Origin of the sequence: Asticcacaulis sp. SL142 (genome assembly GCF_026625745.1) — a bacterium.
Taxonomy (GTDB): Bacteria; Pseudomonadota; Alphaproteobacteria; order Caulobacterales; family Caulobacteraceae; genus Asticcacaulis.
In genome coordinates this window covers 2,751,306-2,775,720 of the sequence record NZ_CP113061.1, presented here as the reverse complement: position 1 = coordinate 2,775,720, position 24,415 = coordinate 2,751,306, and the positions used below count along the sequence as shown (strand labels likewise).

The 24,415-nt window shown below is 56.7% G+C and carries 19 protein-coding genes; 15 read left to right on the top strand and 4 right to left on the bottom strand.

Going from position 1 to position 24,415, the window contains the following annotated elements; genetic code table 11:
- Positions 1-139 precede the first annotated feature (139 nt).
- A complete protein-coding gene (locus tag OVA03_RS12625; RefSeq protein ID WP_267525133.1) occupies positions 140-874 on the top strand; it encodes a DODA-type extradiol aromatic ring-opening family dioxygenase in 735 nt (244 codons plus the stop codon).
- A gap of 55 nt (positions 875-929) precedes the next feature.
- Positions 930-2,519, top strand: coding sequence for a carboxylesterase/lipase family protein (locus tag OVA03_RS12620; protein ID WP_267525131.1), 1,590 nt, complete (start codon positions 930-932; stop codon positions 2,517-2,519).
- Here the strand turns inward: OVA03_RS12620 and OVA03_RS12615 are convergent.
- The 3 genes from OVA03_RS12615 to OVA03_RS12605 form a co-directional block, all read right to left on the bottom strand.
- A complete protein-coding gene (locus tag OVA03_RS12615; RefSeq protein ID WP_267525129.1) occupies positions 2,516-3,328 on the bottom strand; it encodes an alpha/beta hydrolase family protein in 813 nt (270 codons plus the stop codon). The genes OVA03_RS12620 and OVA03_RS12615 overlap by 4 nt on opposite strands.
- A gap of 62 nt (positions 3,329-3,390) precedes the next feature.
- Entirely contained in the window at positions 3,391-4,830 is a 1,440-nt protein-coding gene (locus OVA03_RS12610) for a mannitol dehydrogenase family protein (RefSeq protein WP_267525127.1), read from the bottom strand.
- Positions 4,831-4,901: 71 nt separating this feature from the next.
- Positions 4,902-6,443: an altronate dehydratase family protein gene (locus tag OVA03_RS12605; RefSeq protein WP_324291004.1), complete on the bottom strand. Its 1,542-nt coding sequence runs from the start codon at positions 6,441-6,443 to the stop codon at positions 4,902-4,904.
- 266 nt (positions 6,444-6,709) lie between these two features.
- Between OVA03_RS12605 and OVA03_RS12600 the strand changes: the two genes are divergently transcribed.
- The 4 genes from OVA03_RS12600 to kduD all read left to right on the top strand — a co-directional run bounded on the left by OVA03_RS12600 (position 6,710) and on the right by kduD (position 11,109).
- Complete coding sequence (locus OVA03_RS12600) at positions 6,710-7,816, top strand: LacI family DNA-binding transcriptional regulator (RefSeq protein WP_267525125.1); 1,107 nt, start codon at positions 6,710-6,712, stop codon at positions 7,814-7,816.
- Between the two features lie 139 nt (positions 7,817-7,955).
- On the top strand, positions 7,956-9,368 hold the full coding sequence (gene uxaC / locus OVA03_RS12595; RefSeq protein WP_267525122.1) for a glucuronate isomerase: 1,413 nt from the start codon (positions 7,956-7,958) through the stop codon (positions 9,366-9,368).
- Between the two features lie 73 nt (positions 9,369-9,441).
- Complete coding sequence (gene kduI, locus OVA03_RS12590) at positions 9,442-10,302, top strand: 5-dehydro-4-deoxy-D-glucuronate isomerase (RefSeq protein WP_267525119.1); 861 nt, start codon at positions 9,442-9,444, stop codon at positions 10,300-10,302.
- A 51-nt stretch (positions 10,303-10,353) separates the two neighbouring features.
- Entirely contained in the window at positions 10,354-11,109 is a 756-nt protein-coding gene (gene kduD, locus OVA03_RS12585) for a 2-dehydro-3-deoxy-D-gluconate 5-dehydrogenase KduD (protein WP_267525117.1), read from the top strand.
- Between the two features lie 82 nt (positions 11,110-11,191).
- On the opposite strand, the gene OVA03_RS12580 is transcribed toward kduD, so the two are convergent.
- Positions 11,192-11,830: an RpiB/LacA/LacB family sugar-phosphate isomerase gene (locus tag OVA03_RS12580; RefSeq protein ID WP_267525115.1), complete on the bottom strand. Its 639-nt coding sequence runs from the start codon at positions 11,828-11,830 to the stop codon at positions 11,192-11,194.
- 189 nt (positions 11,831-12,019) lie between these two features.
- On the opposite strand from OVA03_RS12580, the gene OVA03_RS12575 reads away from it, so the two are divergent.
- The 9 genes from OVA03_RS12575 (at position 12,020) to OVA03_RS12535 (ending at position 24,355) form a co-directional block, all read left to right on the top strand.
- Positions 12,020-13,144: an ABC transporter ATP-binding protein gene (locus tag OVA03_RS12575; protein WP_267525114.1), complete on the top strand. Its 1,125-nt coding sequence runs from the start codon at positions 12,020-12,022 to the stop codon at positions 13,142-13,144.
- Positions 13,145-13,152: 8 nt separating this feature from the next.
- Positions 13,153-14,046: a carbohydrate ABC transporter permease gene (locus OVA03_RS12570; protein WP_267525112.1), complete on the top strand. Its 894-nt coding sequence runs from the start codon at positions 13,153-13,155 to the stop codon at positions 14,044-14,046.
- Complete coding sequence (locus OVA03_RS12565) at positions 14,043-14,918, top strand: carbohydrate ABC transporter permease (protein ID WP_267525110.1); 876 nt, start codon at positions 14,043-14,045, stop codon at positions 14,916-14,918. The genes OVA03_RS12570 and OVA03_RS12565 overlap by 4 nt, the downstream gene beginning before the upstream one ends.
- A 3-nt stretch (positions 14,919-14,921) precedes the next feature.
- On the top strand, positions 14,922-16,262 hold the full coding sequence (locus OVA03_RS12560; RefSeq protein ID WP_267525108.1) for an ABC transporter substrate-binding protein: 1,341 nt from the start codon (positions 14,922-14,924) through the stop codon (positions 16,260-16,262).
- On the top strand, positions 16,222-17,826 hold the full coding sequence (locus OVA03_RS12555; RefSeq protein ID WP_267525105.1) for a glycoside hydrolase family 28 protein: 1,605 nt from the start codon (positions 16,222-16,224) through the stop codon (positions 17,824-17,826). The genes OVA03_RS12560 and OVA03_RS12555 overlap by 41 nt, the downstream gene beginning before the upstream one ends.
- The gene (locus tag OVA03_RS12550; RefSeq protein ID WP_267525103.1) at positions 17,823-18,998 is read left to right on the top strand and encodes a glycoside hydrolase family 88/105 protein; all 1,176 of its coding nucleotides are present in this window, start codon (positions 17,823-17,825) and stop codon (positions 18,996-18,998) included. Before OVA03_RS12555 ends, OVA03_RS12550 begins: the two co-directional genes overlap by 4 nt.
- Positions 18,998-19,843 (top strand): 2-keto-4-pentenoate hydratase, encoded by an 846-nt coding sequence (locus OVA03_RS12545; protein WP_267525101.1) that lies wholly within the window; start codon positions 18,998-19,000, stop codon positions 19,841-19,843. Before OVA03_RS12550 ends, OVA03_RS12545 begins: the two co-directional genes overlap by 1 nt.
- A 300-nt stretch (positions 19,844-20,143) precedes the next feature.
- A complete protein-coding gene (locus OVA03_RS12540; RefSeq protein ID WP_267525098.1) occupies positions 20,144-23,110 on the top strand; it encodes a TonB-dependent receptor in 2,967 nt (988 codons plus the stop codon).
- A gap of 228 nt (positions 23,111-23,338) precedes the next feature.
- Positions 23,339-24,355 (top strand): sugar kinase, encoded by a 1,017-nt coding sequence (locus tag OVA03_RS12535; protein WP_267525096.1) that lies wholly within the window; start codon positions 23,339-23,341, stop codon positions 24,353-24,355.
- Positions 24,356-24,415: the final 60 nt, after the last annotated feature.

Genomic DNA, 24,415 nt, shown 5'->3' with positions numbered 1-24,415 from the left:
AATATGCCCTGTCCGCTCAATCGGGCGGGGCATTATTGTATCAGGAGGCCAGACATGACCCGAATGCCCACCCTCTATTCCTCACGGCGGCGGGCCATGCTTTTTCATCGACTGGAATCCGTCTGACGTCTGGACTGGCATGGGTGAATATTTACGTGATATTGCCCGTCAGGTCGGCCAGACCCCCAAGGCTATTCTGGTGATTTCCGCCCATTGGGAAGAGGCTGAATTTACGCTGCAAACGGCGCAACAGCCGGATTTGCTGTTCGATTATTACGGCTTTCCGCCCCACACCTATCAGATCACCTACCCCACCCATAATGACGCGAAACTGATGGCCCGCATCGGGCAGTTAACGGCGCAGGCCGGTATTGCGCTCAATCACGATGCGTCGCGCGGCTATGATCACGGCGTCTTTATTCCGCTCAAGCTGATCTATCCCGATGCCGATATTCCGGTAGCGCAACTGTCGCTTAAAAAAGGCTTGGACCCTGCCGAGCATATCCGGCTGGGGCAGGCTTTGGCCCCTTTGCGGGACGAGGGCGTGCTGATCATCGGTTCCGGCATGAGTTTTCATAATATGAAGGCCCTGATGGGACGAGGTGTCAATCTTGCCGGACAGGCGCACAATTTTTCGTATGACTTTGATGACTGGCTAAAAACCACCGCAACGGAAGCGGCCCCTTTACAACGCATCCAAAACCTCACCCGTTGGACACAAGCCCCCGCCGCCCGCGATGCCCACCCGCGCGAAGAGCATCTGATCCCGCTGATGGTGGTTGCCGGGGCCGCTGGTGATGATAAGGGCACGGCCACCTACAGCCAGACCCTGCCCCATATCAATGCCGCCATCAGCGGCTATCAGTTCGGCTGACTTTACATATGAAGCGCCAAGCGGCACTGTAGGCAAAAACCTACAGGGATTATCCATGTACCGCCGCCATGTCCTCACGGGCCTTACAGCCGTCTCTGCCGCCGCCCTTGTGACACCGGTATCAGCCAAACCGCGCAACCCGTGCGCCATAACACGTTCCGGCCCGATCGAAGGCTTTGCCAAAGGCGGGATCAGCACGTTCTTAGGCATACGCTACGCCACCGCCCCCCGCTTTCAGCCGCCCGTCCCTCCTCCAGCATCGAAAGCCGTCTACAAGGCTAATCGTTATGGCCTGTCGTCCCCTCAAAGCGGTAAGGCCGATATCGGCATCAGCGAGGACTGCCTGTTCTTGAATATCTGGACACCGGATGCCCACCCGCGCAAGAAACGTCCGGTCATGTTCTATGTTCACGGCGGGGCCTATAATGGCGGGTCCGGGTCCGATCCGCTTTATGACGGCACTAACCTTGCGGCCCACGGCGATGTTGTGGTGGTCACGGTCAATCACCGCCTCAATGTGTTTGGGTATCTATACCTTGCGCGATTTGAGAGGTTGGTGAGCGGCGGCACTCATGGCCCACTAGGCTTTTCCGGCAATTGCGGGCAGATGGATCTGCATCTGGCGCTGGAATGGGTGCGCGATAATATCTCAGGCTTTGGCGGCGATCCGGATAATGTCATGGTCTTTGGCCAGTCCGGCGGCGGCGCCAAGATCGCCACCATGATGGCCACGCCTGCGGCCAGGGGTCTGTTCCACAAGTGCGCGACCATGAGCGGTCAGCAGGTCACCGCCTCTGGCCCCGGCAACGCCAGTTTGCGCGCCGAAGCGTTTCTTAAAACCCTTGGCCTCCAACCCGATTCGGACGGATTAGCCGCCGTGCAGACCTTGCCCATGCAGGCCTTGGTCGATGCCCTCAAAACCACTGACCCTGTGATTGGCAAAGGTAGCGTCTATATGGGGCCGGTGCTGGATGAGACAGTCCTGTTTCGTCATCCGTTCTATCCCGATGCGCCCGCACAATCGCATCATATCCCGATGATTATCGGCAATACAAAGGATGAAACCCGCGCTTTTCTGGGCGGTAATCCGAAAAATTTTGAACTGACCTGGGACGACCTGCCCGCCAAGCTGCCGCCCGAATACCGGGTCGATATCGACCCCTATCTGGTGATCGAAACTTACCGCAAACTGTATCCGGATATGTCGCCGTCCGATGTGTTTTTTGCGGCCACCACCGCGGGCCGGTCATGGCGCGGGGCGATTATCGAGGCCGAAGAACGCGCCAAATCGGGCGCCAAAACCTTCGTCTATCAGGAAAACTGGCCAACGCCCAAGGACGGCGGCAGGCTGGGCGCGCCACACACCATCGAAATCCCGCTGGTGTTTAGGAACACTGCCGTCAATGACGCCATCACCACCAATGCGCCGGAAGCGCAAGCTATGGCCGATCTGTTCAGCGATGCCTTTATTGCTTTTGCCCGCACCGGATCGCCGCAAACCCCCGCCTTGCCCGAATGGAAGCCCTATAGCTTGGCCAACCGTGAGACCATGTTAATGCATCTCAAGCCGGAACTTGCCCTTGATCCTCGGGGCGAAGAACGTAAGCTGTTCGAAAAAGTGCCGTTTATCCAGCAGGGAACCTAGGCCAAAACACGATCAATCCACCGCGCGGCCAATTCAGGCCAGTTGGCATGGGTGCCGGTGGTTTCACGCAACGCAAAGCCGTGCGGGGCCTGATCGAAAATATGGGCTTCGACATCGCGTTTTAAGTTCTGACCGGCCTTGATCATATTGAGCGCATGATCAACCGGCACGATCTCATCATAAAGGCCGTAGGCCAGAAACACCGGACAGTCCGGCACGCCGTGCGGTTCAGCCGCAACCCCGATCGGCCAGTCGTTATAGAAATCCTGCTTTTCGACCGGCGGATAATCCGGTTTTCCCACCGGAAACTTATAGTCCTTATGATTGGCATTGATCGGCGCATAGGCGATCAGCGCACCAGCGGCTTTCAGCGCATGATCCTGACAGGCCATAACCCCGGCCAGATGCCCGCCCGACGACAAGCCAACATGCAGCAACGGTAAGTCCTTGAACTGGGCCAGATAGTCGAGGCAGGTCAGGCCGTCTTTGAGGGCCATATCCTTGTCGTGATTACCTTGGCCGGGCAGGCGGTGGGCCATGACATAGGCATCAATCCCAAGACTGTTGAGCCACAAAGCGACCTCAACACCTTCTTTGTCGTGCATCAGGCGGTGATAACCACCCCCGGCATAGACCAGCGCTCGCGCCCGTGCGTTCTTGGTATAGTAGCCATGCAACTCCAGCCGCGTCACCGCTTCAATCTGCCGATCCGGCCACTGCCCTGACAGCACATTGGCAGGGCCTTCCGACAAGGTAATCACATCAGCGGGCACAGGGTCATTCGGCACGATAAAGGCAGGGTTTGGCATGGGATGGTTCTCTTTATTTGTGTTGACCCGACCTAACCCATACCGCACCGAATTGACAAGGCTTAGGCCGTGACCTTTTCAGCCGCAAGCGCAGCAGCATAGGCGGCTTCAAGGGATTCAATCACCTCAGGATCACTCGCCAAAGCTTCGGGGAACACAGCGTGTAAAGCCAGCACCGCCTGAACATCCGATACCTCATCGTTGAGCGTGTTGCCCAAGGCAATGAGTTCAGCCGCCAGAGGATCGGTAATGGCCTCACCGCTGACCGCCTTGTGGCGCACAAACCGGATCCACGCCGCCAGCGGCACACCAAAGCGGCTGATATCCGCACCCCGTGCCAACGCCTCAGACAGCGACCCCAGAAGCCGGATCGGCAGTTTTTGCGAACCGTCCCAGGCAATCTGCGACAGCAGATGGCGGATGGCCGGATTGCGGAAGCGCTTGAGGATCGCCTCACTATAGGCGACCAAATCCAGTCCTTTTGGTGCCTCCAGCAATGGCACCACATCTTGGATCATCAGATCACGGACAAAGGCTGACAAATTGGCGTCCGTCATGGCTTCGGACACGCTCTCATAGCCCTTATGCAGCCCCACATAGGCCAGGGTCGAATGCGGCCCGTTGAGCAGACGCAGCTTGGCGCGCTCATAGGCCGGCACATTGTCGGTCAGGGTCACACCAGCGCGCACCCAGTCCGGGCCACCGTCATGGACGTGGTCTTCGATCACCCACTGGGTAAAGGCTTCGCGCTGGATCGGCCAGGTATCGGTCACGCCGGTCGCGGCCTCAACGCGAGCGCGCAAGGCATCATCGGTCGCCGGTGTGATCGAATCGACCATGGTGCAGGGACATTGCAGATGGGCTTGGGTCCAGTCGGCTAAAGCCTGATCCTGTTTGGCCGCCAGCGCCACCACAGCCGCTTTCAGGCGGTGACCATTTTTCGGTAGGTTATCACACGGGATCAACACGAACGGCGCCTTGCCCGTGGCATGGCGGCGGCGCAAACCTTCGACGACATAGCCGACAAACGATTTCGGCGTCTGCGGGTTAGCGACATCATGGACGATATCGGCATGGGCGAAATCGAGCGCGCCGTCCGGCGTCAGGCAATAGCCTTTTTCAGTCACGGTCGATGAGACAACGCCGACACTGTCGCGGGTCAGGCGTTCAAGTACCGCCTCAATATCTTCGGGGCCGACCAGAACCTCGCGCATCGACCCAATGATCTGGTATTTGATTTCCTCATCCAGAATGGCCAGCGTATAGAGCCCGTCTTGGGGGTTGAGCGCATCGCGCACCCCGGTTGAATGTAGCGACACCCCGCAAATGCCCCAGCGCGGATCGAAGGCCGCAATCGCATCCAGATAGGCTGCCTGATGGGCGCGGTGAAACGCCCCCGGCCCAAAATGCACAACCCCGATCGAAAGCCCTGACGGATCATAGGCCGGTTTAATCACCTCAGGTTTCAGGGCATCAAGGTTAGCAAGCGACAGTCGGGACATCAGGCATTTCCTAAATCATTATTGTGGTTTTCAAGGGGGCGCATGGGGGAAAGTCCGTTTCCCCCATGAGGTTAAAGCGTCACCCCGTTCTTCCAGATCGCGATCTCGCGTTCCTCATTCTTTTCGTTGCAACTCGGCTGACCCGACGCGGTTTTCAGGATCAGATTCATCAAATCATCCGCCGTTTGGTCAAGTGTCTTTCCTTCTAAGGCCTGACCAGCATTAAAATCAATCCAGTGCGGCTTTTTATTCGCCAAAGCCGTATTGGACGCAATCTTAAGCGTCGGCGCCGGAAAGCCAAGCGGCGTGCCGCGGCCTGTAGTGAACAAGACAATTACGGCCCCTGCCGCCGTAAGCGCCGTTGAAGACACCGCATCATTGCCGGGCGCTTCCAGCAGGGACAGGCCGGGAACGGTCGCCCGCTCACCATAGCGCAAAACCTCATTAAGCTGGCTCAGGCCGCCTTTTTGCACCGCCCCCAGCGACTTTTCCTCTAAGGTGGTAATACCACCGGCCTTATTTCCCGGCGATGGGTTTTCAAAGACCGGCTGCTTATGGTCGAGGAAATACTGCTTGAAATCATTGACCACATTGACGACGCCTTTGAACACAGCTTCGTCTTTCGCGCGCGCCATCAGGATGCGCTCGGCCCCGAAAATCTCCGGGATTTCGGTCATGATCGACTTACCGCCCGCCAGCGCCACGCGGTCAGCAATCCTGCCCACCAGCGGATTGGCGGTAAGACCCGAAAACCCGTCCGAGCCACCGCATTTGACCCCGATGACCAGATCGGAAACATGGCATTCTTCGCGTCGGTCTTTTTCGACTACGGCCACCAGTTCTTCCAGCGCCTCTAGGCCCGCCTCATGCTCATCCTCGACCATCTGGGCGGCGAAATATCTGAGGCGATCGGGTTCACGCGACACTTCCTTGATCAGGGCGCTGAGTTGATTATTCTCGCAGCCTAAGCCCACGATCAGCACCCCGCCCGCATTGGGGTGAGACGCCAATGCCGCCAGCAGTTTACGGGTATGGTCAAGGTCGTCGCCCAATTGCGAACAGCCCAGCGGATGGGTCAGGGCAAAGACCCCGTCCACCCGCCCTTGGAACCGTTCACCGGCGATCTTGGCCAGACGCTCTGAGGTACGCGCCACACAACCGACCGTACACAATATCCAGATTTCATTGCGAATACCGACGCGGCCATCCGCACGGCGATAGCCCATGAAGGTATGGGCGTCCGGCGCATCACCGGGTTTGGGAGCAGGTTTGGGCTGATAGTCATAATCCTCAACCCCGCTTAAGGACGTCACCAGATTATGGCTATGGATATGCTCGCCGCGTTTTATGTCGACACTGGCATGGCCGATGACAAACCCGAATTTGAGCACATCCTGACCCGCCGGAATGTCATAGAGCGCCAGTTTATGACCCTTGGGGATATCGGTCTCAAGCACAAGCGGCGGCTGTCCGTCGATGTCGATCACCGTGCCGGCCGGCAGTTCTTCGACCGCAATCACCGCATGGTCACTGTCATGAACGCGCACATATCGGATCAGAGCATGGTCGCCCTCACCCAGTTGGCCGCATCCGGTTTTAATGTCGTCTGGCATAATTTTTAAACCTTAAGGCCCTCTCTCCCGCAGGGCCGGTAATAGCTGATTTTTAATTTGGACAGTCGCATAGTTTCGCGTTATGGTAACCGGTGTCATTAATCTTTTTATGACCCGATAGCAAGCCCATCTTACACCCGAACGCAGTCCGCTGAAACCACATACATTCCGATGCCTGCCCGGCCGCCCCTCCCACGGCTTTCGCGCATCTTGTCATCGCCATCGACGCACTTTACACATAACTTAAACGAAACGACCGGGAGCCCATGACCATACCCCCCCAGACTCAACCCGCTAAGGCCTCCGCCGCAGACCCTGTCGAAGAGTTCCTGAAGCGGCGCAAAAAAGCGACCATCAATGATGTCGCCGCCTTGGCACGGGTATCCAAAAAGACCGTCTCCCGGATTATCAACAATTCTCCGTCGGTGCGGGAAGAAACCCGCGAAGCCGTCAATGCCATCATCGCCCGCATTGGCTTCCGGCCCGACCCGCAGGCGCGCGGTCTGGCCTTTCGCCGGTCGTTCCTGCTGGGGCTGATCTATGACAACCCCAACGCCCAGTACATCGTCAACATGCAGATGGGCATCCTCGATAAGGTGCGCGGTTCCGGCATCGAACTGGTGGTCCACCCGTGCGATAAAACCTCTGACAGCTTCCTTGAGGAAATCCGTGACTTTGTGGAATTGCAACGCCTGTCGGGTGTGATCCTGCTGCCGCCGATTGCCGAAAACCGGCAACTGATCCAGGTGTTAGAAGAACTGGCGGTGCCGTTCGTGCGCATCACCGCCCGACATGGTGACGATAATTCCCCCCCAATCAAGACCTCTCAGGTCGTGTCGCGCGACCGGATGGGCTGCCAGCAGGCCGCCGATCATCTGGTTGAACTTGGCCACCGGCGCATCGCCTTTATCGAAGGCCCGCACGGTTACGCCTCCGCCAAGGAGCGCCGACAAGGCTTTGCCGAAGGCCTTAAGGCCCACGGCCTTGACATCGACCCTGCGATCACCGCCGAAGGCGCCTATTCATTCGAATCCGGTTTTGAGGCCGGCCAAAAAATCCTTAGCCATCCCGATCGGCCGACCGCCATCTTTGCGTCGAACGACGAGATGGCCATTGGCGCCTATAAGGTTGCTCTGCAAATGGGATTGTCAGTGCCCGGCGATCTTAGCATCATCGGCTTTGACGACAGCCCGCTGGCGTCGCGCATCTACCCGGCGCTGACGACCGTGCGCCTGCCAATCCGCGATATGGGCAGGGCCGCGGCTGAAACCCTGATTGATCAGGACAATAGCCGAAAACACACCACAGTGTTCGATGCCGCTCTGGTCGTGCGCGATTCCACCGGCCCCGCCCCCAAAGGCTTCAAGCCGTAAGACGCACAAAGCTGAGACGGCTTCGCAAATAGTCGCTGGACAAATGCGATGACACCGGTTACCTATAGCGTCAGGGAGTAGCTGATGTGACCGGCCACGTAAAAGGCTCCGGCGCTTCATAATTATTGGTACCCATAAGATGCCCGAACCATTGAAACTGAATGAGGATCGCCTCTTTTCCAGCGACCCTAGCCAGCGCGCCATTGCCCGTGAGCTTTATGCCCTGGTCAAGGATTTTCCAATCCTCAGCCCGCATGGCCATACCGATCCGCAGTGGTTCGCGGATAACGAGTCCTTCGGCAATGCCACTCAGCTATTTCTGGCACCTGACCATTACATCTACCGCATGCTCTATTCGCAGGGTATCAGCATGGACGATGTCGGCGTCGGCTCCAAGGCGGGCCCCAGCCCAGCTGATGCGCGCACAGCCTGGAAAATCTTTGCCAAGAACCAGCACCTGTTCCGCGGCACGCCCACGTCGATGTGGATGGGCTATGTGTTTGACCAGATCATGGGTTTTGAGGTCAAGCTGAGCGAAGAGACGGCGGATTTCTATTTAGACCGCATCGGTGAACTACTGGCGTCCGACGCCTATCGTCCGCGCGCCCTGTTTGAACGCTTCAATATCGAACTGCTGGCGACGACGGAATCGCCGACCGATAGCTTAGAGCACCACCAGAAAATCAAGGACTCCGGCTGGCAAGGCCGCGTGGTCACCGCCTACCGCCCTGATCCGGTTATCGATGCCGAACACGAAGACTTCAAAGCCAAGATGAAAATCTTCGGCGAACTGTCCGGTGAGGATGTCTATAGCTGGAAAGGCTATCTGCGCGCCCACCGCAATCGCCGCGACTTTTTCATGACGATGGGTGCCACCTCGACCGACCACGGCCACCCAACCGCCAGGACCGCCAATCTGTCACCTGTGGACGCTGAGGCCCTGTTTAACCGCATTATTCGTGGTGGATTCTCACCTGATGACGCCGAACTGTTCCGGGCTCAGATGCTGACCGAAATGGCGCGTATGTCGCTGGATGACGGCCTGACCATGCAGATCCATCCCGGTGCCTTCCGCAACCATAACTTCAAGGTATTTGAGACCTATGGCCGCGATAAGGGCTGCGACATTCCGCTGCCGACTAACTATGTCAACGATCTGAAACCTTTGCTGGATGCGTTCGGCAATGAAAGAGACCTGACGGTAATTCTGTTTACGCTCGATGAAACCAGCTATGCGCGCGAGCTGGCGCCACTCGCCGGTCACTATCCGATCCTGAAACTCGGCCCCTCATGGTGGTTCCACGACTCACCCGAAGGCATGACCCGCTTCCGGGAGCAGGTGACGGAGACTGCCGGTTTCTACAACACCGTCGGCTTTAATGACGACACCCGCGCTTTCCTGTCCATCCCGGCTCGTCACGATGTCGCCCGCCGCATCGACGCCAACTTCCTGGCGCGACTAGTGGCCGAGCATCGTTTGGACCTGGATGAGGCGGCGCAAACCATCAAGGACCTCACATATAATCTTCCCAAAGCGGCCTATAAGCTTTAAAGGGTGGATCAAACGTGACCTAAGATGCTCCGATTTGATTGATCGGAGCGTTCATCTCTTCACGAGGTTTTCCATGTGCGATAAAATTTATCACAAAACCTACTATGCGACCCATCCGGATATGATGGTCAATGTTGGCAATCAGGATCTGCGCGATAAGTACCACATGGGCGGCCTGTTCAAAGCCGATGAGATCGTTCTCAACTACACGCACTTTGAGCGCTTCGTCATCGGCGGTGCCGCGCCTGTAAACGGCGTCGTCAAGCTGCCGGATCAGACGGAGCCCGCGTCTGCGGCCGGTCATCCGTTTCTGGAGCGGCGCGAACTTGGCATCATCAATGTCGGCTCAGGCTCAGGCGTCGTGACCATTGATGGTGTTGACTATGCTCTGGGCCAAAAGGACGGTCTTTATGCGCCGATGGGCACAGCTGAGGTTCTGTTCAAATCGAACGATGCGTTAAACCCCGCCAAATATTACCTGACCTCGACCCCGGCTCATCAGCGCTATGAGACCGTCAAGATTTCGATCGATAAGGCGGTCCCGCTGGAGCGTGGCTCGCTGGAACAATCGAACCAGCGCGTCATCTATCAGTACATCGTGCCGACCACCGCCAAGTCCTGCCAGCTTCTGCTCGGCCTGACCGAGCTTTCGCCCGGTTCGGTATGGAACACCATGCCGCCGCACCTGCACGACCGCCGCTCTGAGGTTTATTTCTACTATAACCTTGGTGACAACGACCGCGTCTTCCACTTCATGGGTGAGCCGGACAATTGCCGCCACATCATCATGCAGAATGACGAAGCAGTGGTCTCGCCGCCGTGGTCGATCCACATGGGTGCGGGTACGTCGAACTATACCTTCATCTGGGCGATGGGCGGGGAAAACCTCGACTATACCGACATGAACGTGCTCGATATCTGTCAGTTGAAATAAGAGCTTATACCTCCCCGCTGTGCAGGGGAGGAGATGAAAAAGGAAAAAATCATGACACAACCATTTGATCTGACCGGCAAGGTCGCCCTTGTCACCGGCGCCAATACGGGCCTTGGTCAAGGCATCGCCATTGCGCTGGCCGAAGCCGGTGCCGATATCGCCGCCGCCGGTATCGTGCCTGCCGATGACACGGCTGAAAAGATCAAGGCCCTGGGCCGCAAGTTCATCAATATCGACGCCAATCTGATCACGATTGAGCCGGTTGACCGCATCGTCAAGGAAACCCTCGACGGCCTCGGCGGCCTCGATATCCTCGTCAACAATGCCGGTCTGATCCGCCGCGCCGATGCTGTTGAATTCTCGGAAAAAGACTGGGACGACGTCATGAACGTCAACATCAAGTCGGCCTTTTTCATGTCGCAGGCGGCGGGTAAGCACTTTATCGCACAAGGCTATGGCAAAATCATCAACATCGCCTCGATGCTGTCGTTTCAGGGCGGCATCCGCGTCCCGTCCTATACGGCGTCAAAGTCCGGCATCGCTGGCATCACCCGCCTGCTGGCCAACGAATGGGCAGCCAAGGGCGTCAACATCAACGCCATCGCGCCGGGCTATATGTCGACCGACAACACTGCCCAGATCCGCGCCGATGAAGCCCGCAACAAGTCGATCCTCGACCGTATTCCGGCGGCCCGCTGGGGTGATCCGGCCGACCTTGGCGGCACGGCGGTGTTCCTGGCGTCACGCGCCTCTGACTATGTCAACGGTGCGGTTATCCCGGTCGATGGCGGCTGGTTAGCTCGCTAATCCGCCCTGACTGTTAGTAAAAAAGAAAACCCCTTCCGTTTCCACGGAAGGGGTTTTTTGTGTCCGCAAGTTCGATAATCGCTTAACCGACAAGGCCCTTGATGTAGGCTTTGATCTCTTCGTCCTGCGCGTTGGCAAAGAAGTATTCCGAGAACTTCTCACCGGCCACGGCGGCCTTCAGAAGGTCCTGATCAGTGGTCTTGAGGACGGTCAGCATGTCCCTGCACGACGCGGCCTTCAGGTCTTTCAGGATGCCACGGTTCTTGGCCATGATCTCAGCGCGCTCCTTGGGATAGCCCAGACCGCGCTCACCGTCGAACAGCTTACGATACACGTCCTGCAGGTTCAGTTCAGCGGCCCAGCCAAAGCCCTTGGCGTAGGGCATCGAAATCGCGTTGCCGTCATTGATTTGGCCAAACAGGAAGGCGTCGGTCGGGTCGATCACCAGACCACAGAAAACGCCGGGCATCGAGTTACAGGCCAGCATGGCGCCCATGCCGGTGCCGCAGCCGGTGACGACGAAATCAACAGCCTTTGAATTCAGCAGGATACCGGCCAGCAGGCCGTTCATTACGTAGGTCAGCGAGGCCTTGTCGTCGGCGCCGTACATACCATAGTTAAACACCGTGTGGCCGAGCGGTTCGGCAACCGTCTTGAGCGCGTCGAAAATGATGCCGTTCTTGGCGGCCTGGCTGTTCTCGTTGATCAGAGCAATTTTCATGAGAAATGTCTTTCTGCGTATTTGTGCGTGAATATGCGCGTAGTCGCTTCAATAGCCGTCGAGGGCCGTTACAGCAAGCCCGCATGGGCCCAATTTTCAGCTTTATATATAATCAGCGTTGAAAATGACACCGGTTTCCTATACTAAGGTTCCTAATAGCAAAAATAACAAAATACACAGCGGGGAAATGTGACTTCAAGCAGCGTCAGGCTTAGCGCCGTCACCAAATCGTTTAACGGCACCGATGTCATCAAGGGTGTGAGCCTTGATGTCAAAAAGGGCGAACTGGTCGTGTTTGTCGGCCCGTCCGGCTGTGGCAAGTCCACCTTGCTGCGCCTGATTGCAGGCCTTGAGACCCCGACATCCGGTGAGATTGTCATTGCCGATAAGGACGTGACCTACGCCCACCCGTCCAAGCGCGGCGTGGCGATGGTGTTTCAATCCTACGCCCTTTATCCGCACATGACGGTCGAAGACAACATCGCCTTTGCGCTTAAGATTCAGGGCCGCCCCAAGGCTGAGATCCGCGCCAAGGTGCATGAGGTTGCCGAGATTTTGCAACTGGATCATCTGCTGCAACGCCGCCCCAAAGCCCTGTCAGGTGGTCAGCGTCAGCGCGTCGCCATCGGGCGTGCCATTGTGCGCGAGCCGGATGTTTTCCTGTTCGATGAACCCTTGTCCAATCTCGATGCGTCTTTGCGCGGTCAGATGCGCGTTGAAATCGCCCGCCTGCACCGCAAGCTGGGCGCGACCTCGGTCTATGTGACCCACGATCAGGTTGAAGCCATGACTCTGGCCGACAAGATCGTGGTGCTGCGCGCAGGGTTAGTTGAGCAGGTTGGCTCACCCATGACCCTTTATCGCCATCCGGCCAATCTGTTTGTGGCCGGCTTTATCGGCTCGCCGCGCATGAACATCCTGCCCGCGACCTTTGCCGGATCGACCGCCGACAGCGTGCGCATCCAGACGGCGCAAGGATCGCTGATCATCCCACGCAAGGATGTATCTAAACCCGCGTCTGATAAAATCCAGTTGGGCTTGCGTCCGGAATCCTTAAGCTTCGCCGTGCCCGGCGCAGAGGCCCACCTGACCGGCTACGTCACCCTGATTGAGCGCCTCGGCGGGGAAACCTTTGCCTATGTCGCGCTTAAAGAATTCGAATGCGAGCCGATCATCATCAAGCTGGACGGCGAAGCCCCGGTTCATAATCATCAGGAAGTTGCCCTGACCATCGAGCTTAAACGCGCCCATCTGTTTGACGCGGACGGTATGGCGCTCGGCCACGCGCCCGACTTTGATCCGACTCAGGTGTAGAGGCCGCCATGTTCAATGACAAAAAAATTGGCTCGCTCTATGTAGCTCCGTTCGTCATCGGCTTTTTGCTGTTTACGGCCTTTCCGTTCATAGCCTCATTCGTGCTCAGCCTGACTGATGCCCAATTGCAGGATCAGTTGGGCAGCGCCAATTTCACCGGCCTGCAGAACTATACCGAAATGGGTCGCGACGCGACGTTCCAGAAATCGCTCGGTGTCACGTTTTTCTATGTGTTCCTCACCGTGCCGCTAAAGCTGGCCTTTGCGCTGTTTATTGCCGTCGTTCTGAATTTCAAACTGCGTGCCATTGGGTTTTTCCGTACCGCCTATTACCTGCCGTCAATCCTTGGTGGCTCGGTCGCCATCGCCATCGTCTGGCGCTTTGTGTTCGCCGGTGACGGCCTGATCAATCAAGCGTTAGAGATGATCGGCATTACCGGCGTCAACTGGTTGGGCGAGCCCAATACTGCCATGTTTTCAATCATCCTGCTGCGCCTGTGGCAGTTCGGCTCGGCCATGGTGGTGTTTCTGGCGGGCCTCAAGGCTATCCCCGAAGACCTCTATGAAGCCGCTGATTTGGACGGCGCGTCACGGATGCGCCAGTTCTGGATGATCACCTTACCGCTGCTGACGCCGGTGCTGTTCTTCAACTTTATCATGCAGATCGTGCAGGCCTTTCAGGAATTTAACGGCCCCTATATCATCACCGGCGGCGGCCCGCTCAAATCCAGCTACCTGCTGCCGCTGATGATCTATGAGGAAGGGTTCAAATACTTCAACCTCGGCTATTCCTCGGCCCTGTCGTGGGTGCTGTTTGTCATCATCGCCGTCTTTACCGCCATCGCTTTCTGGTCCCAGAAACACTGGGTCTTTTATGCTCAAGATCGGGGAGACCAGAAATGAGCGTGTCCGCACCCGCTGACGCCGGATGGCGTAAACACCTACCGGTCATCAATGCCTTCCTGCGCTACGGCATACTGATCATTATCGGCTTCATGATGCTCTATCCGCTGTTCTGGATGATCGGTGGATCGTTTAAGAACAATCAGGAAATCTTCTCCTCTATCGGTTTCATCCCGAAAGAGCCGACACTCGATGGCTTCAAAAAAGGCTGGGAAACCTCGACCGAATATACCTTTGCGACCTACCTGATCAACACCATGAAGATCGTCGTGCCCAAGGTGATCGTGACGGTTATTTCGTCCGTTATCGTCGCCTACGGCTTTGCCCGTTTTGCCATTCCGGGCCGTAAGTTATTGTTTGCACTGCTGATGGCGACGGTTCTGTTGCCGAAATCCGTTTTGCTGATCCCGCAATATCTGATGTTCCGCGAATTTGGCTGGCTCGACACCTATCTGCCGCTTATCGCCCCGCAAGCCTTTGCGGTCGAAGGCTTCTTCGTGTTCATGATCATTCAGTTCATGCGCTCACTGCCCATGGAAATGGAAGAGGCCGCGGTCATGGATGGCTGCAATTCCTTTCAAGTACTGACTCTGGTGGTGGCCCCCGTCATACTGCCTGCCATTATTTCGGTCGCCCTGTTCCAGTTCATGTGGTCAATGAACGACTTCCTGCAGCCCCTGATCTATCTGTCTTCGGTTGAGAAATATCCGGTGGCGCTGGCGCTCAAAATGTCGATCGACGTGACCGAAGCGACCTCATGGAATGAGATTCTAGCCATGTCGACCATCGCTTTGGCACCGTCCCTGATCCTGTTTTTTGTGGCCCAAAGATACTTTGTCGAAGGCATCACCTCCGGCGCGGTGAAGGGGTAGACTATGTCAGATTTGACCCTAATCGCTGCCCGTCTGCATCGCCGCAACCTTCTGCTGGGGGCGGCCGCATTCACCGGCCTGACCGCCTGCTCAAAGACCCAAACCTCATCGTCAAACGGGGGGGCTATCACCCTGCGCATGAGCTGGTGGGGCGGCACATCCGCCCACAAAGCCACGCTCAATGCCCTGCAACTGTTTGAAAAACGCCACCCTCATATTCGCGTGCGCGGCGAATATACCGGCTTCACCGGCCATCTGGAGCGCCTGACAACCCAGATCGCCGGCGAAACCGCGCCGGATGTTATGCAAATCAACTGGTACTGGCAGACCCTGTTTTCGCGTGATGGCGAAGGCTTTACCGACCTTAATCAGTATAAGAATGAGATCGATTTCAGCCAGTTTGATGCCCGCACCCTGTCGATGGGTACAACGGCGGGTAAGCTTAATGCGTTGGCCATTTCCAATGCGGCACGGCTGATGTACCTCAACAAAACCACCTATGATAAGGCGGGCCTAAGCCTGCCTGACACATGGGAATCGCTCTTCTCGCGCGGGCCGCAGTTCAAGGCCAAGCTGGGTGACGCCTATTATCCGCTTGACGGCCTGTTTCAGGATTTCATCACGCTGGCGCGGTCATATATCGTGCAAAAGACCGGTAAGGCGCTGGTAAATTCTGAGACCAAGTCGCTCAACTGCACCCGCGCCGACATGCACGAATATGCCGGGTTTTATGCCAAAATGATCCGCGATCATGTCTGGCCCAGCGCGCAGGTGCGGGCGTCTTACGGCTATCTACCACAGCAGGAAATGCGGCCGTGGATCAATGGTGAGTTTGCTGGCACTTATCAATGGAACAGCGCCATTGAGAAATATACCGACACCTTAGCCAGTATTGACGGGCGACCGCAGGAAGTCGTGCTGGCCCCCTATCCGATACGGCCGGGGGCGACCGACGCCGGATTGCTGTACCGGCCATCGATGATGTTTGCGGTTAATGCCAAATCCCCGCATCCGCGCGAATCGGCCATGCTGATCAACTTCCTGCTCAATGACCCTGACGGGGTGCGGGCGATGGAGACCAAGCGCGGCGTACCGGTCTCCAAGACCGCGCAAAAAATCCTGCGCGACGACGGCCTGATTGGCAAACTCCAGCAGGATAGCGAAGACATGCTGGCCCGCCTGCCCATCAATGTGCTGGAAAGCCCCTACTTCGAGCACCCGCGCGTCCGCGACGGTTTTCAGGATATCTTAGAAGCCTTTGGCTACGGCAAGATCACCTTAAAGCAGGCCGGTGATGCGCTTTATGATGACATCAACGCCATCCTGCACCGGATCATCCGCTAAGGTCATGCCGAACCCAGACTCGCCACGCCTGAACCTGATCGCCGATCTGCCGACGGCACTTACCTTTGAAATCAGCGACGGCAGCATCTACCGGACGGACACGGCGCGCAAAGTTTGGGTCGACGGCGCACCCGCACTCACCACCGATCTGAATGTCTTTACCCTGACCGGCTTAAAGCCCGATACGCTCTATACGGTGACCTTGGACGACGAAGAGCTGGTCGCCCGAACCGTCCGGTGCAAGGCCGTGCTTGATCCCAGCACCTTCGGGGCCAGAGGCGATGGCATCACCGATGATACCGCCGCCTTGCAAGCCGCGATTTCCGCCTGCCCGTGCGATGGCCGGGTGCGTCTGACGGGCGGTGATTATGTCAGCGGGCCGCTATTTCTCAAAAGCGACATGGCGTTTGAGATCGCCAAAGACGCGCGCCTTCTGGGCCGGCGCGATATCGCGAACTGGCCCATCCTGCCCGGCACGCTTTATGATGATGACGGCAACGAAAAGGCCTGGCTGGGCTCATGGGAAGGTGAGGCGCTGAATTGCCACGCGGGCCTGATTAACATCATTGCGGCCCGCAATGTCATGATCTACGGCGAAGGCGAAATCGATGGCCGTGCCGGGTTCGACACTTGGTGGTCGCGGCCCAAGGCACCCTTTGGCGACGGCGATCACGCTGCCTGGCGACCGCGGCTGATCTCGATCATCGACAGTGAGAAAATCACCCTTGAGGGCCTCACGGTCGCCAACAGCCCGTCATGGACGATCCACCCGCTGAACAGCCGTTGGCTGACCTTCACCAACCTTAAGATCAAGGCTCCGTCCGACAGCCCCAATACCGATGGTCTCAACCCGGAAAGCTGCACCGATGTTAAAATCTGTGGTGTGCATTTTACGGTCGGCGATGATTGCATCGCCCTCAAATCGGGCAAGATCAGTATGGCCCGCAAAGTTTTGCGACCGACGCGGCGGGTGATGATTTCCAACTGCTGGATGCAGGATGGTCATGGCGCCGTCGTGGTCGGATCTGAGATGGCTTCCGGCATTTATGATGTCACCGTGCGCGATTGCCTGTTTACCGGCACGGATCGCGGCCTGCGTATCAAGACCCGGCGCGGGCGCGGTAAGGATGCGGTGGCAAGCCACATCCGTTTTGATAATATCCGCATGAAAAATGTCGGCACAGCCTTTGTGATCAACAGCTTTTACTGGTGCGATCCGGACGGCAAGACCGACTATGTCGGTAACCGAAATCCGTTTCCGGTTGATGAGCGCACGCCCTCTATCGGCAATATCACCCTGACACGGATATATTGTGACCAGACGCGCCATGCCGCCGCCTATCTGCTCGGCCTGCCGGAACAACCGATCGACGGCATCCGTATCGATGATTTCAGGGTTAGCTTTTCAGAGACCGCCGACGCCGGTTTTCCCGACATGGCCGCCTCTATCCCCGCCGTCGCCCGCAAGGGACTTTACATCTGTAATGCCCGTAATGTCCGCCTGGAGCACCTCGACCTTAAGGGATATCTTGGGTCGGAAATCGAATTGGAAAATGTCTTATGATGAACCTATCCCACAATATCCCCGTCGATGTCATTGATGCGCCCATGCGCCGGACGTTTACGGTGAGCAACGCGACTATCCGCACCCTGTCGAAGTTTGGCGCGCAGGTGCCGGTATTTATCGGAAACTATTTCAAAAGCTGGGAACCGTACCGTCCGTACTGGAACTACGAAGACGGCATCGTCTGGAAAGGCGCGCTTGACCTTTATCAAACCACCAAGGATGAAGCCTTTCTGGACTATATCCTGAAAGAAATGGAAACCCGCGTCCTGCCCGATGGTTCCATGCCGACCTTCCTGCCCACAGAATATAATATCGACCATATTAATGGCGGTAAGATCCTGTTTCCGCTTTATGAGATCACCGGTGAGGATCGTTTCCGTAAGGCGATGGATATCCAGTTCGCGCAGCTAAAAGACCATCCGCGCACGAAATCCGGCAATTACTGGCACAAGCAGATTTACCCGCATCAGGTCTGGCTCGACGGCATGTTCATGGCTCAGCCGTTTCAGGTTGCCTATGCCCGTATCACCGGCAATGACGCCCTGTTTGCCGACAGCGTGCAGCAGTTTTCCACTGTTGATCGCCTGCTGAAAAAGGACAATGGCCTTTATTTCCACGGCTGGGACGAAAGCCGTCAGGAGCGCTGGTCGAACCCGGACACCGGCCTGTCGCCCAATGTCTGGGGCCGCGCTATGGGCTGGTGGATCGGGGCTCTGGTCGAATCCTATGAACATTCCACAGGTCTGGATGAGGCTGGCAGGGCCGAACTGGCCCGCATCACGCGCGATACCTTAAATGCGCTGTTGAAATTCCGCTCTGATAATGGCTTGTGGTATCAGGTGGTCGATCAGGGCGACCGCGACGGCAATTACGAAGAAGCCTCGGCCTCGCTCATGATTTCATACGGCCTGATGAAGGCGGCCCGCCTTGGGATTGCGGGGGAGGCGGAGCGTAAGGCCGGCCGCGACAGTCTTCAGGCCGCTATTGACCGGTTCCTGACGCCCACGGCGCTGAACGGCATTTGCGGGGTCGCGGGCCTTGGCAATGTACCCTATCGCGACGGCACGTTTGCGTATTATATGTCTGAAAAAATCACCCCCAATGACCCCAAAGGGGTCGGGGCGTTGATGTGGAGCCTGAGTGAAGGCCTGAATGAAGGAAAAGCCTGATGCCGTTAAAAGATATTGCCAAAAACTTCGTCACCGCCCGTCGTTCGGCGGCAGCCTTGACGGATTATCCGGGCACGATCCCGTCGGTTTTGGATGAGTCCTACTTCATTCAGGATCAGGCCATCGCCCTGTGGGATAAGCCGGTCATCGGCTGGAAAATCGGGCGACTGGCGCCGGAGCGTCAGGCCGAACATGGCACCGAACGTCTGGCCGGGCCGATTTTTCAGCCGATGCTTAAGGTCTATCACGGCGAACCTGTTCATGTGCCGGTGTTTGAGCATGGCTTTGCCGCCGTTGAGGCTGAATATGTCTTCCGTATCGGCAAGGACGCCCCGGTCGCGAAAACCGCTTACACTGAGGCCGAAGCGCTTGATCTGATCGACGCCATGTTCGCCGGCATCGAGATGGCGGGATCGCCATTGCCAACCATAAATAAGCTCGGCCCCACCGTCGTGGCCTCGGATTTCGGCAATAATTTCGGGCTGATTTTGGGGCCGCAACTGATGGCCTTTGATGAGACATCCACGATCGACGATCTGGATGAAAACGCCGTCAAGGCCTTCCGCGCCATCACGGAAATCGACGGCCATGTGGTGGGCCAGGGCGGCCTGTTCACCATGCCCGGTGGCCCGCTCAAGGCCATCGGCTGGCTGGCCGGTCATCTGGCACGCCGTCAAAAACCGCTGCGCAAAGGCCAGTTGATCTCATCGGGGGCGACCACAGGTATTCATGATATCCTGATCGGTCAGGCCGCCACGGTTCGCTTCGATAGCCCAAATCTATCGCCCACCGAGTTAAAATTGCAAACCTATCGCCTGGAATCAGACGGCGCTGAACTGGCCTGACATACGCCAATAAGATGAATTTGACAGCAAAAGCGGCTTAAATTGCCGGTTTCGTAGCGTCTGCCATCCGATAATATGGCAGATTTATCACTTTTGACAATAACGTCATTTCGATACTTGTTTTATTTAAGCATCTATGTGTACCATATGCTACCGGTGTCATAACCAAATACACGCCATGACACCGGTGTCAAATTTTTAGCCAAAACGAGCGCTCTACTCTGGAGTTCTTAAAACAATGACTGATCAGCCACCTCATCGTGAGGGGTGTGATCAATGGCAAAAACGGGGAGTTGATCTATGCCTGCCAAAATCAAGCACGCTACAGGTGCGTCTAATACTTATCGGTCCGGGATGCGCTTTGGTGCTTCGCTTGCTGTCCTGATGGCGGCGGCAGTCAGTACCACTGCCTTTGCGCAAGACCCGGCACCGCCAGCCGAAGAGGATGTCGAAACCGTCGTCGTCACCGGCTTTCGCGGCTCACTGCAAACCTCTATCAACGCCAAGAAAAAAGAAAACGCGATTGTCGATGTGATTAAGGCCGACGACATCGCCGATTTCCCGGATAACAATCTGGCTGAATCCCTGCAGCGGGTGCCAGGCATTGCTATTGACCGTGACGGCGGCGAAGGTCGCTCCATCGTTGTTCGCGGGTTAGGCCCGGACTTTACCCGCGTGAGGGTCAACGGCCTCGAAGCCCAGGCAACGGCTGGCGGTAAGGATGCGTCCGGTGGGGCAAACCGCGGCCGCGGCTTTGACTTCAACGTCTTCGCCTCGGAACTGTTCAACAGTCTGACCGTGCGTAAGTCCATGACGGCCGACGTTGAAGAAGGCTCACTGGGAGCCACGGTTGACCTACAAACCGCCCGCCCCTTTGACTACAAAGGCTTCACCATGGCCGTAGGCGGTCAGATCGGATATAATGACCTGTCCGAAGACACCGCGCCGCGTGGCACATTCCTGATTTCCAACCGCTGGGCGGATGGTAAGCTGGGCGCTTTGTTGTCGGTTGCCTATTCTGAGCGCACGGTTCAGGAGGAAGGTCCCAACACCACCCGCTGGGCTAATGCGTTCAGCCCGTCGACATCCGGACGCTTTGCCGGTTATCAACTTGGGACGGCGACAACCGTAACCGCCATTCCCGCGACCGGCACCATTACCAACCCGACCGCGCTCGAAATTTCCAACGCGCTCTATCCGCGTATTCCACGTTACAACCGCTTTAGCATCGACCAAAAGCGCCTCGGTGTCACCGGTGCCTTCCAGATGCGCCCCAACCCCGACACCCTGATTACGGTTGACGGCATGTACGCAAAGTTTGGTGCGGATCGTCAGGAATATGAAATCGAAGCGATCTCGTTCAGTCGCACGGGACAAGGTCTGCCGCGTACGGTCGTGCGCGATTACACCATTGATGATGAGGGTACCTTGATTGCTGGTACCTTTGATAATGTCGATGTCCGCGCCGAGCAGCGTTATGACGAGCTCTCAACCACCTTCAAACAATTGAACCTGACATGGGAACAGACCATAAATGAGCGCTTGAAGGCGACCTTCCTGATCGGTAAGTCTCAGTCCCTGACCGACAACCCTGAACAGACCACCTTCACCTTTGAATCCTATGATGTTGACGGCTATTCCTACGACTACACCGACAGCCGCAACCCCGTATTCAACTACGGTACCAGCACTACAAATTGTAACACTAATCAGGCCTGCTATTGGACCTATTCCGGCAGCAATACTTTGGGCGACCAGTCTCTAATCCGACTGCGTCCCCAAAAGATCGAAAACGAGTTTGCCACGGCCAGGGTTGATCTGAAGTGGGAAATCAATGACATTCTCGCCCTTAAGTTTGGCGCATCGAAAAAGACTTTTGACTTTTTCTCAACGGAGTTCGGTCGGGTCACCACCAACGCTAACAGCCGCGATGAAAATGCTTCCGCGACAACATCCGCCGGTCTGATCGCCGCCATTAATGCCGATCTTGGTAAGTTCTCCCAATCCGCAAGCCAGGCCGGGGTCAACTTCCTGATCCCTAATCTGGACCTGATCCGTTCGACGTTCAATTTCAACTGCAATTGCGTCAACAGCTACGGCAACTTTACGGTCAACAACACCAACTCCAACTCACGCGCCAATACCCGTGAAGCGCACGAAGATGACACGGCGTATTATGTTCAACTCGACTTCGACACTGAATTTGGCAATATTCCGGTACGAGGTAATGTCGGTGTACGGGAAGTAGAGACTGAGTTAAAGGCCATAGGCCTCAGCGGTGTAGGCACAACCGCCCGCACCACTGAAGTTCAGCGCAGCTATAAGGACACCCTGCCCAGCGCCAATATTGCCGTTGAACCGCTGGAGAATGTCATCATCCGCTTTGCGGCGGCTAAAACCATGTCGCGACCGACCCTGCAATTCCTGTCACCCGGCGGATCGATCAATACTTCGGGTTCAACCGCCGGCACCATCGGCTCTGCGGGCACACCATTCGGCAATCCTTTCCTGGATCCGATCCGGGCCAATACCTATGATGCCAGCTTTGAGTGGTATCCTGATGCTGACAGCCTGTTCTCGATTGGCCTCTTCAAGAAAGAGATCAAGAGCTATATCCAGATCGTCGCCCAATATCAGACAATAGAAAGTCTTGGTCTTGAGCCCGCTCTCACGGCCGGTCTGGCGGCGCCCTATAATGACCCGAATTTTAACTGGCTGGTCTATGCGGCTCGCAATACTGACGGCGGCGATCTCGAAGGGTTTGAAATCAGCCTGCAACGTCGCTTCACCTTCCTGCCAGGCTTCCTCAGTAACTTCGGCGGGATCGTGAACTATACACAGGTCAAGTCGGAAATTGAGTATATAACCAATACGACCGGTTCGGGTGGCAATGTAACCAATACCTATACAACCGCCGATCTGGTCAACCTGTCGCCAACCTCATGGAACACCACCCTCTATTATGAGGATGACAAATTCTCAGGCCGTGTGGCCGTGGCTTACCGCGATGGCTACATCTCCCAACTTGTCCCCGGCAATGGCTCAGATTACCGCGGCAAAAATGAAACAACCAATGTCGACGCCCAGTTCAGCTATAAGGTCAATAAGCACCTTACGCTGGTCGCCGAAGCCATCAATATCACCGATGAATATGATGACGGCTATATTGCTTACAATACGCCCCAAGGTAACACCGGACAGGACCTGCTCTACGACTATTCACACTCAGGCAGGTCCTACTACCTCGGTTTCCGGTACAAATATTAAGCCATCCGTTTGTGTGCGCCGGAGGCAGGTGCCGGCGCACCTGAGTAGAGTACGCCTGATCTGCCTGAAACTGTCCTTTGTGTTGTTACCTTCACAGCACACCTGACCCGAGCTTCGCGGCCTTCCCGGCCCGAAGCTCTTTTTTTATGAGACCGGCCAAAAGCGCTTCACAGACACGGCTTTGCGCACTACACACAAACCCATAAGGAACGAGGGAAACTGAACATTATGAAGGCCTTTGCGTGCTTTGGGGAATTGCTGGTCAGGCTGACGACGACAGGGGTTGACCCGCTTTATGGCCTGCCGGGTCTGGTGCCGTTCATCGGGGGTGCCGAAGCCAATGTCGCCGTCGGCTTGCAGCGCCTTGGCCACAAAGCCAAAATGATCAGCGTCATCCCTGACAACGATCTGGGTCTGGCTGCCGTTCAGGAGGTGCGTAAATGGGGTGTCGATACCTCTGATGTCACCACGGCCCCCGGCCGGATGGGGCTTTATTTCCTGACCACCGGTGCCATTCACCGCCCCTCGGATATTCTTTATGATCGCGCCGGTTCTGCCTTTGCGATGGCGGATTTTTCAAAGCTGGACTGGACCGCATTGCTGGCGGATTCCGAGTGGCTGCATGTCTCCGGCGTGACCGCGGCCCTTGGTCAGAACTGCGTCGACGCCGCTCTGGCGGGCATGAAGGCGGCTAAGGCGTTAGGGGTCAAGGTCTCGTTCGACTGCAATTACCGCCCAAAATTGTGGGAAGCGTGGGGCGGCGACGCCCCCACCCTGATCAGGCAGTTGATGTCCCATGCCGATCTGATCTTTGGAGGCTACCGCGATATCGAACTGGTGTTCAAAACCAAATTTGACGGCGAAGACGGCTCAATGGCGCGCAACCGCGCCGCCGCCGACCATGCCTTTGCAACCTTCCCCGACCTGATGCGCCTGATCTCCACCCGCCGCACGCAGGTCAATGTCGATCACAACCGTCTGGCCGGACTGATGTTCACGCGATCTGAGAGCCTTGAGACCAAGACCTATGACATTGCGGGCATCATTGACCGCATCGGCGGCGGCGATGCCTTTGCCGCCGGTGTGCTGCACGGTATTTTAAGTGGCAAAACCGATCAGGACGCGCTTGATTTGGGTATCGCCTGTGGCTGCCTCAAGCACGCGATTCCGGGCGATTTCAGTCTGGCGAACACCGCCGATCTGAACGCTTTCCTGAGTGAGGATGGCTTCGACGTTAAGCGCTAAACGTGCTTTATTAAGACGCGCATCTTTTCCAAAAACCGCTACACACTTTTTGGGATGCGC

Bases quoted from the DNA above. Each gene is read 5' to 3' on its own strand.
- OVA03_RS12625 (WP_267525133.1), top strand. From the start codon at position 140: ATGGGTGAATATTTACGTGATATTGCCCGTCAGGTCGGCCAGACCCCC.
- OVA03_RS12620 (WP_267525131.1), top strand. From the start codon at position 930: ATGTACCGCCGCCATGTCCTCACGGGCCTTACAGCCGTCTCTGCCGCC.
- OVA03_RS12615 (WP_267525129.1), bottom strand. From the start codon at position 3,328: ATGCCAAACCCTGCCTTTATCGTGCCGAATGACCCTGTGCCCGCTGAT.
- OVA03_RS12610 (WP_267525127.1), bottom strand. From the start codon at position 4,830: ATGTCCCGACTGTCGCTTGCTAACCTTGATGCCCTGAAACCTGAGGTG.
- OVA03_RS12605 (WP_324291004.1), bottom strand. From the start codon at position 6,443: ATGCCAGACGACATTAAAACCGGATGCGGCCAACTGGGTGAGGGCGAC.
- OVA03_RS12600 (WP_267525125.1), top strand. From the start codon at position 6,710: ATGACCATACCCCCCCAGACTCAACCCGCTAAGGCCTCCGCCGCAGAC.
- uxaC (WP_267525122.1), top strand. From the start codon at position 7,956: ATGCCCGAACCATTGAAACTGAATGAGGATCGCCTCTTTTCCAGCGAC.
- kduI (WP_267525119.1), top strand. From the start codon at position 9,442: ATGTGCGATAAAATTTATCACAAAACCTACTATGCGACCCATCCGGAT.
- kduD (WP_267525117.1), top strand. From the start codon at position 10,354: ATGACACAACCATTTGATCTGACCGGCAAGGTCGCCCTTGTCACCGGC.
- OVA03_RS12580 (WP_267525115.1), bottom strand. From the start codon at position 11,830: ATGAAAATTGCTCTGATCAACGAGAACAGCCAGGCCGCCAAGAACGGC.
- OVA03_RS12570 (WP_267525112.1), top strand. From the start codon at position 13,153: ATGTTCAATGACAAAAAAATTGGCTCGCTCTATGTAGCTCCGTTCGTC.
- OVA03_RS12565 (WP_267525110.1), top strand. From the start codon at position 14,043: ATGAGCGTGTCCGCACCCGCTGACGCCGGATGGCGTAAACACCTACCG.
- OVA03_RS12560 (WP_267525108.1), top strand. From the start codon at position 14,922: ATGTCAGATTTGACCCTAATCGCTGCCCGTCTGCATCGCCGCAACCTT.
- OVA03_RS12555 (WP_267525105.1), top strand. From the start codon at position 16,222: ATGATGACATCAACGCCATCCTGCACCGGATCATCCGCTAAGGTCATG.
- OVA03_RS12550 (WP_267525103.1), top strand. From the start codon at position 17,823: ATGATGAACCTATCCCACAATATCCCCGTCGATGTCATTGATGCGCCC.
- OVA03_RS12545 (WP_267525101.1), top strand. From the start codon at position 18,998: ATGCCGTTAAAAGATATTGCCAAAAACTTCGTCACCGCCCGTCGTTCG.
- OVA03_RS12540 (WP_267525098.1), top strand. From the start codon at position 20,144: ATGCCTGCCAAAATCAAGCACGCTACAGGTGCGTCTAATACTTATCGG.
- OVA03_RS12535 (WP_267525096.1), top strand. From the start codon at position 23,339: ATGAAGGCCTTTGCGTGCTTTGGGGAATTGCTGGTCAGGCTGACGACG.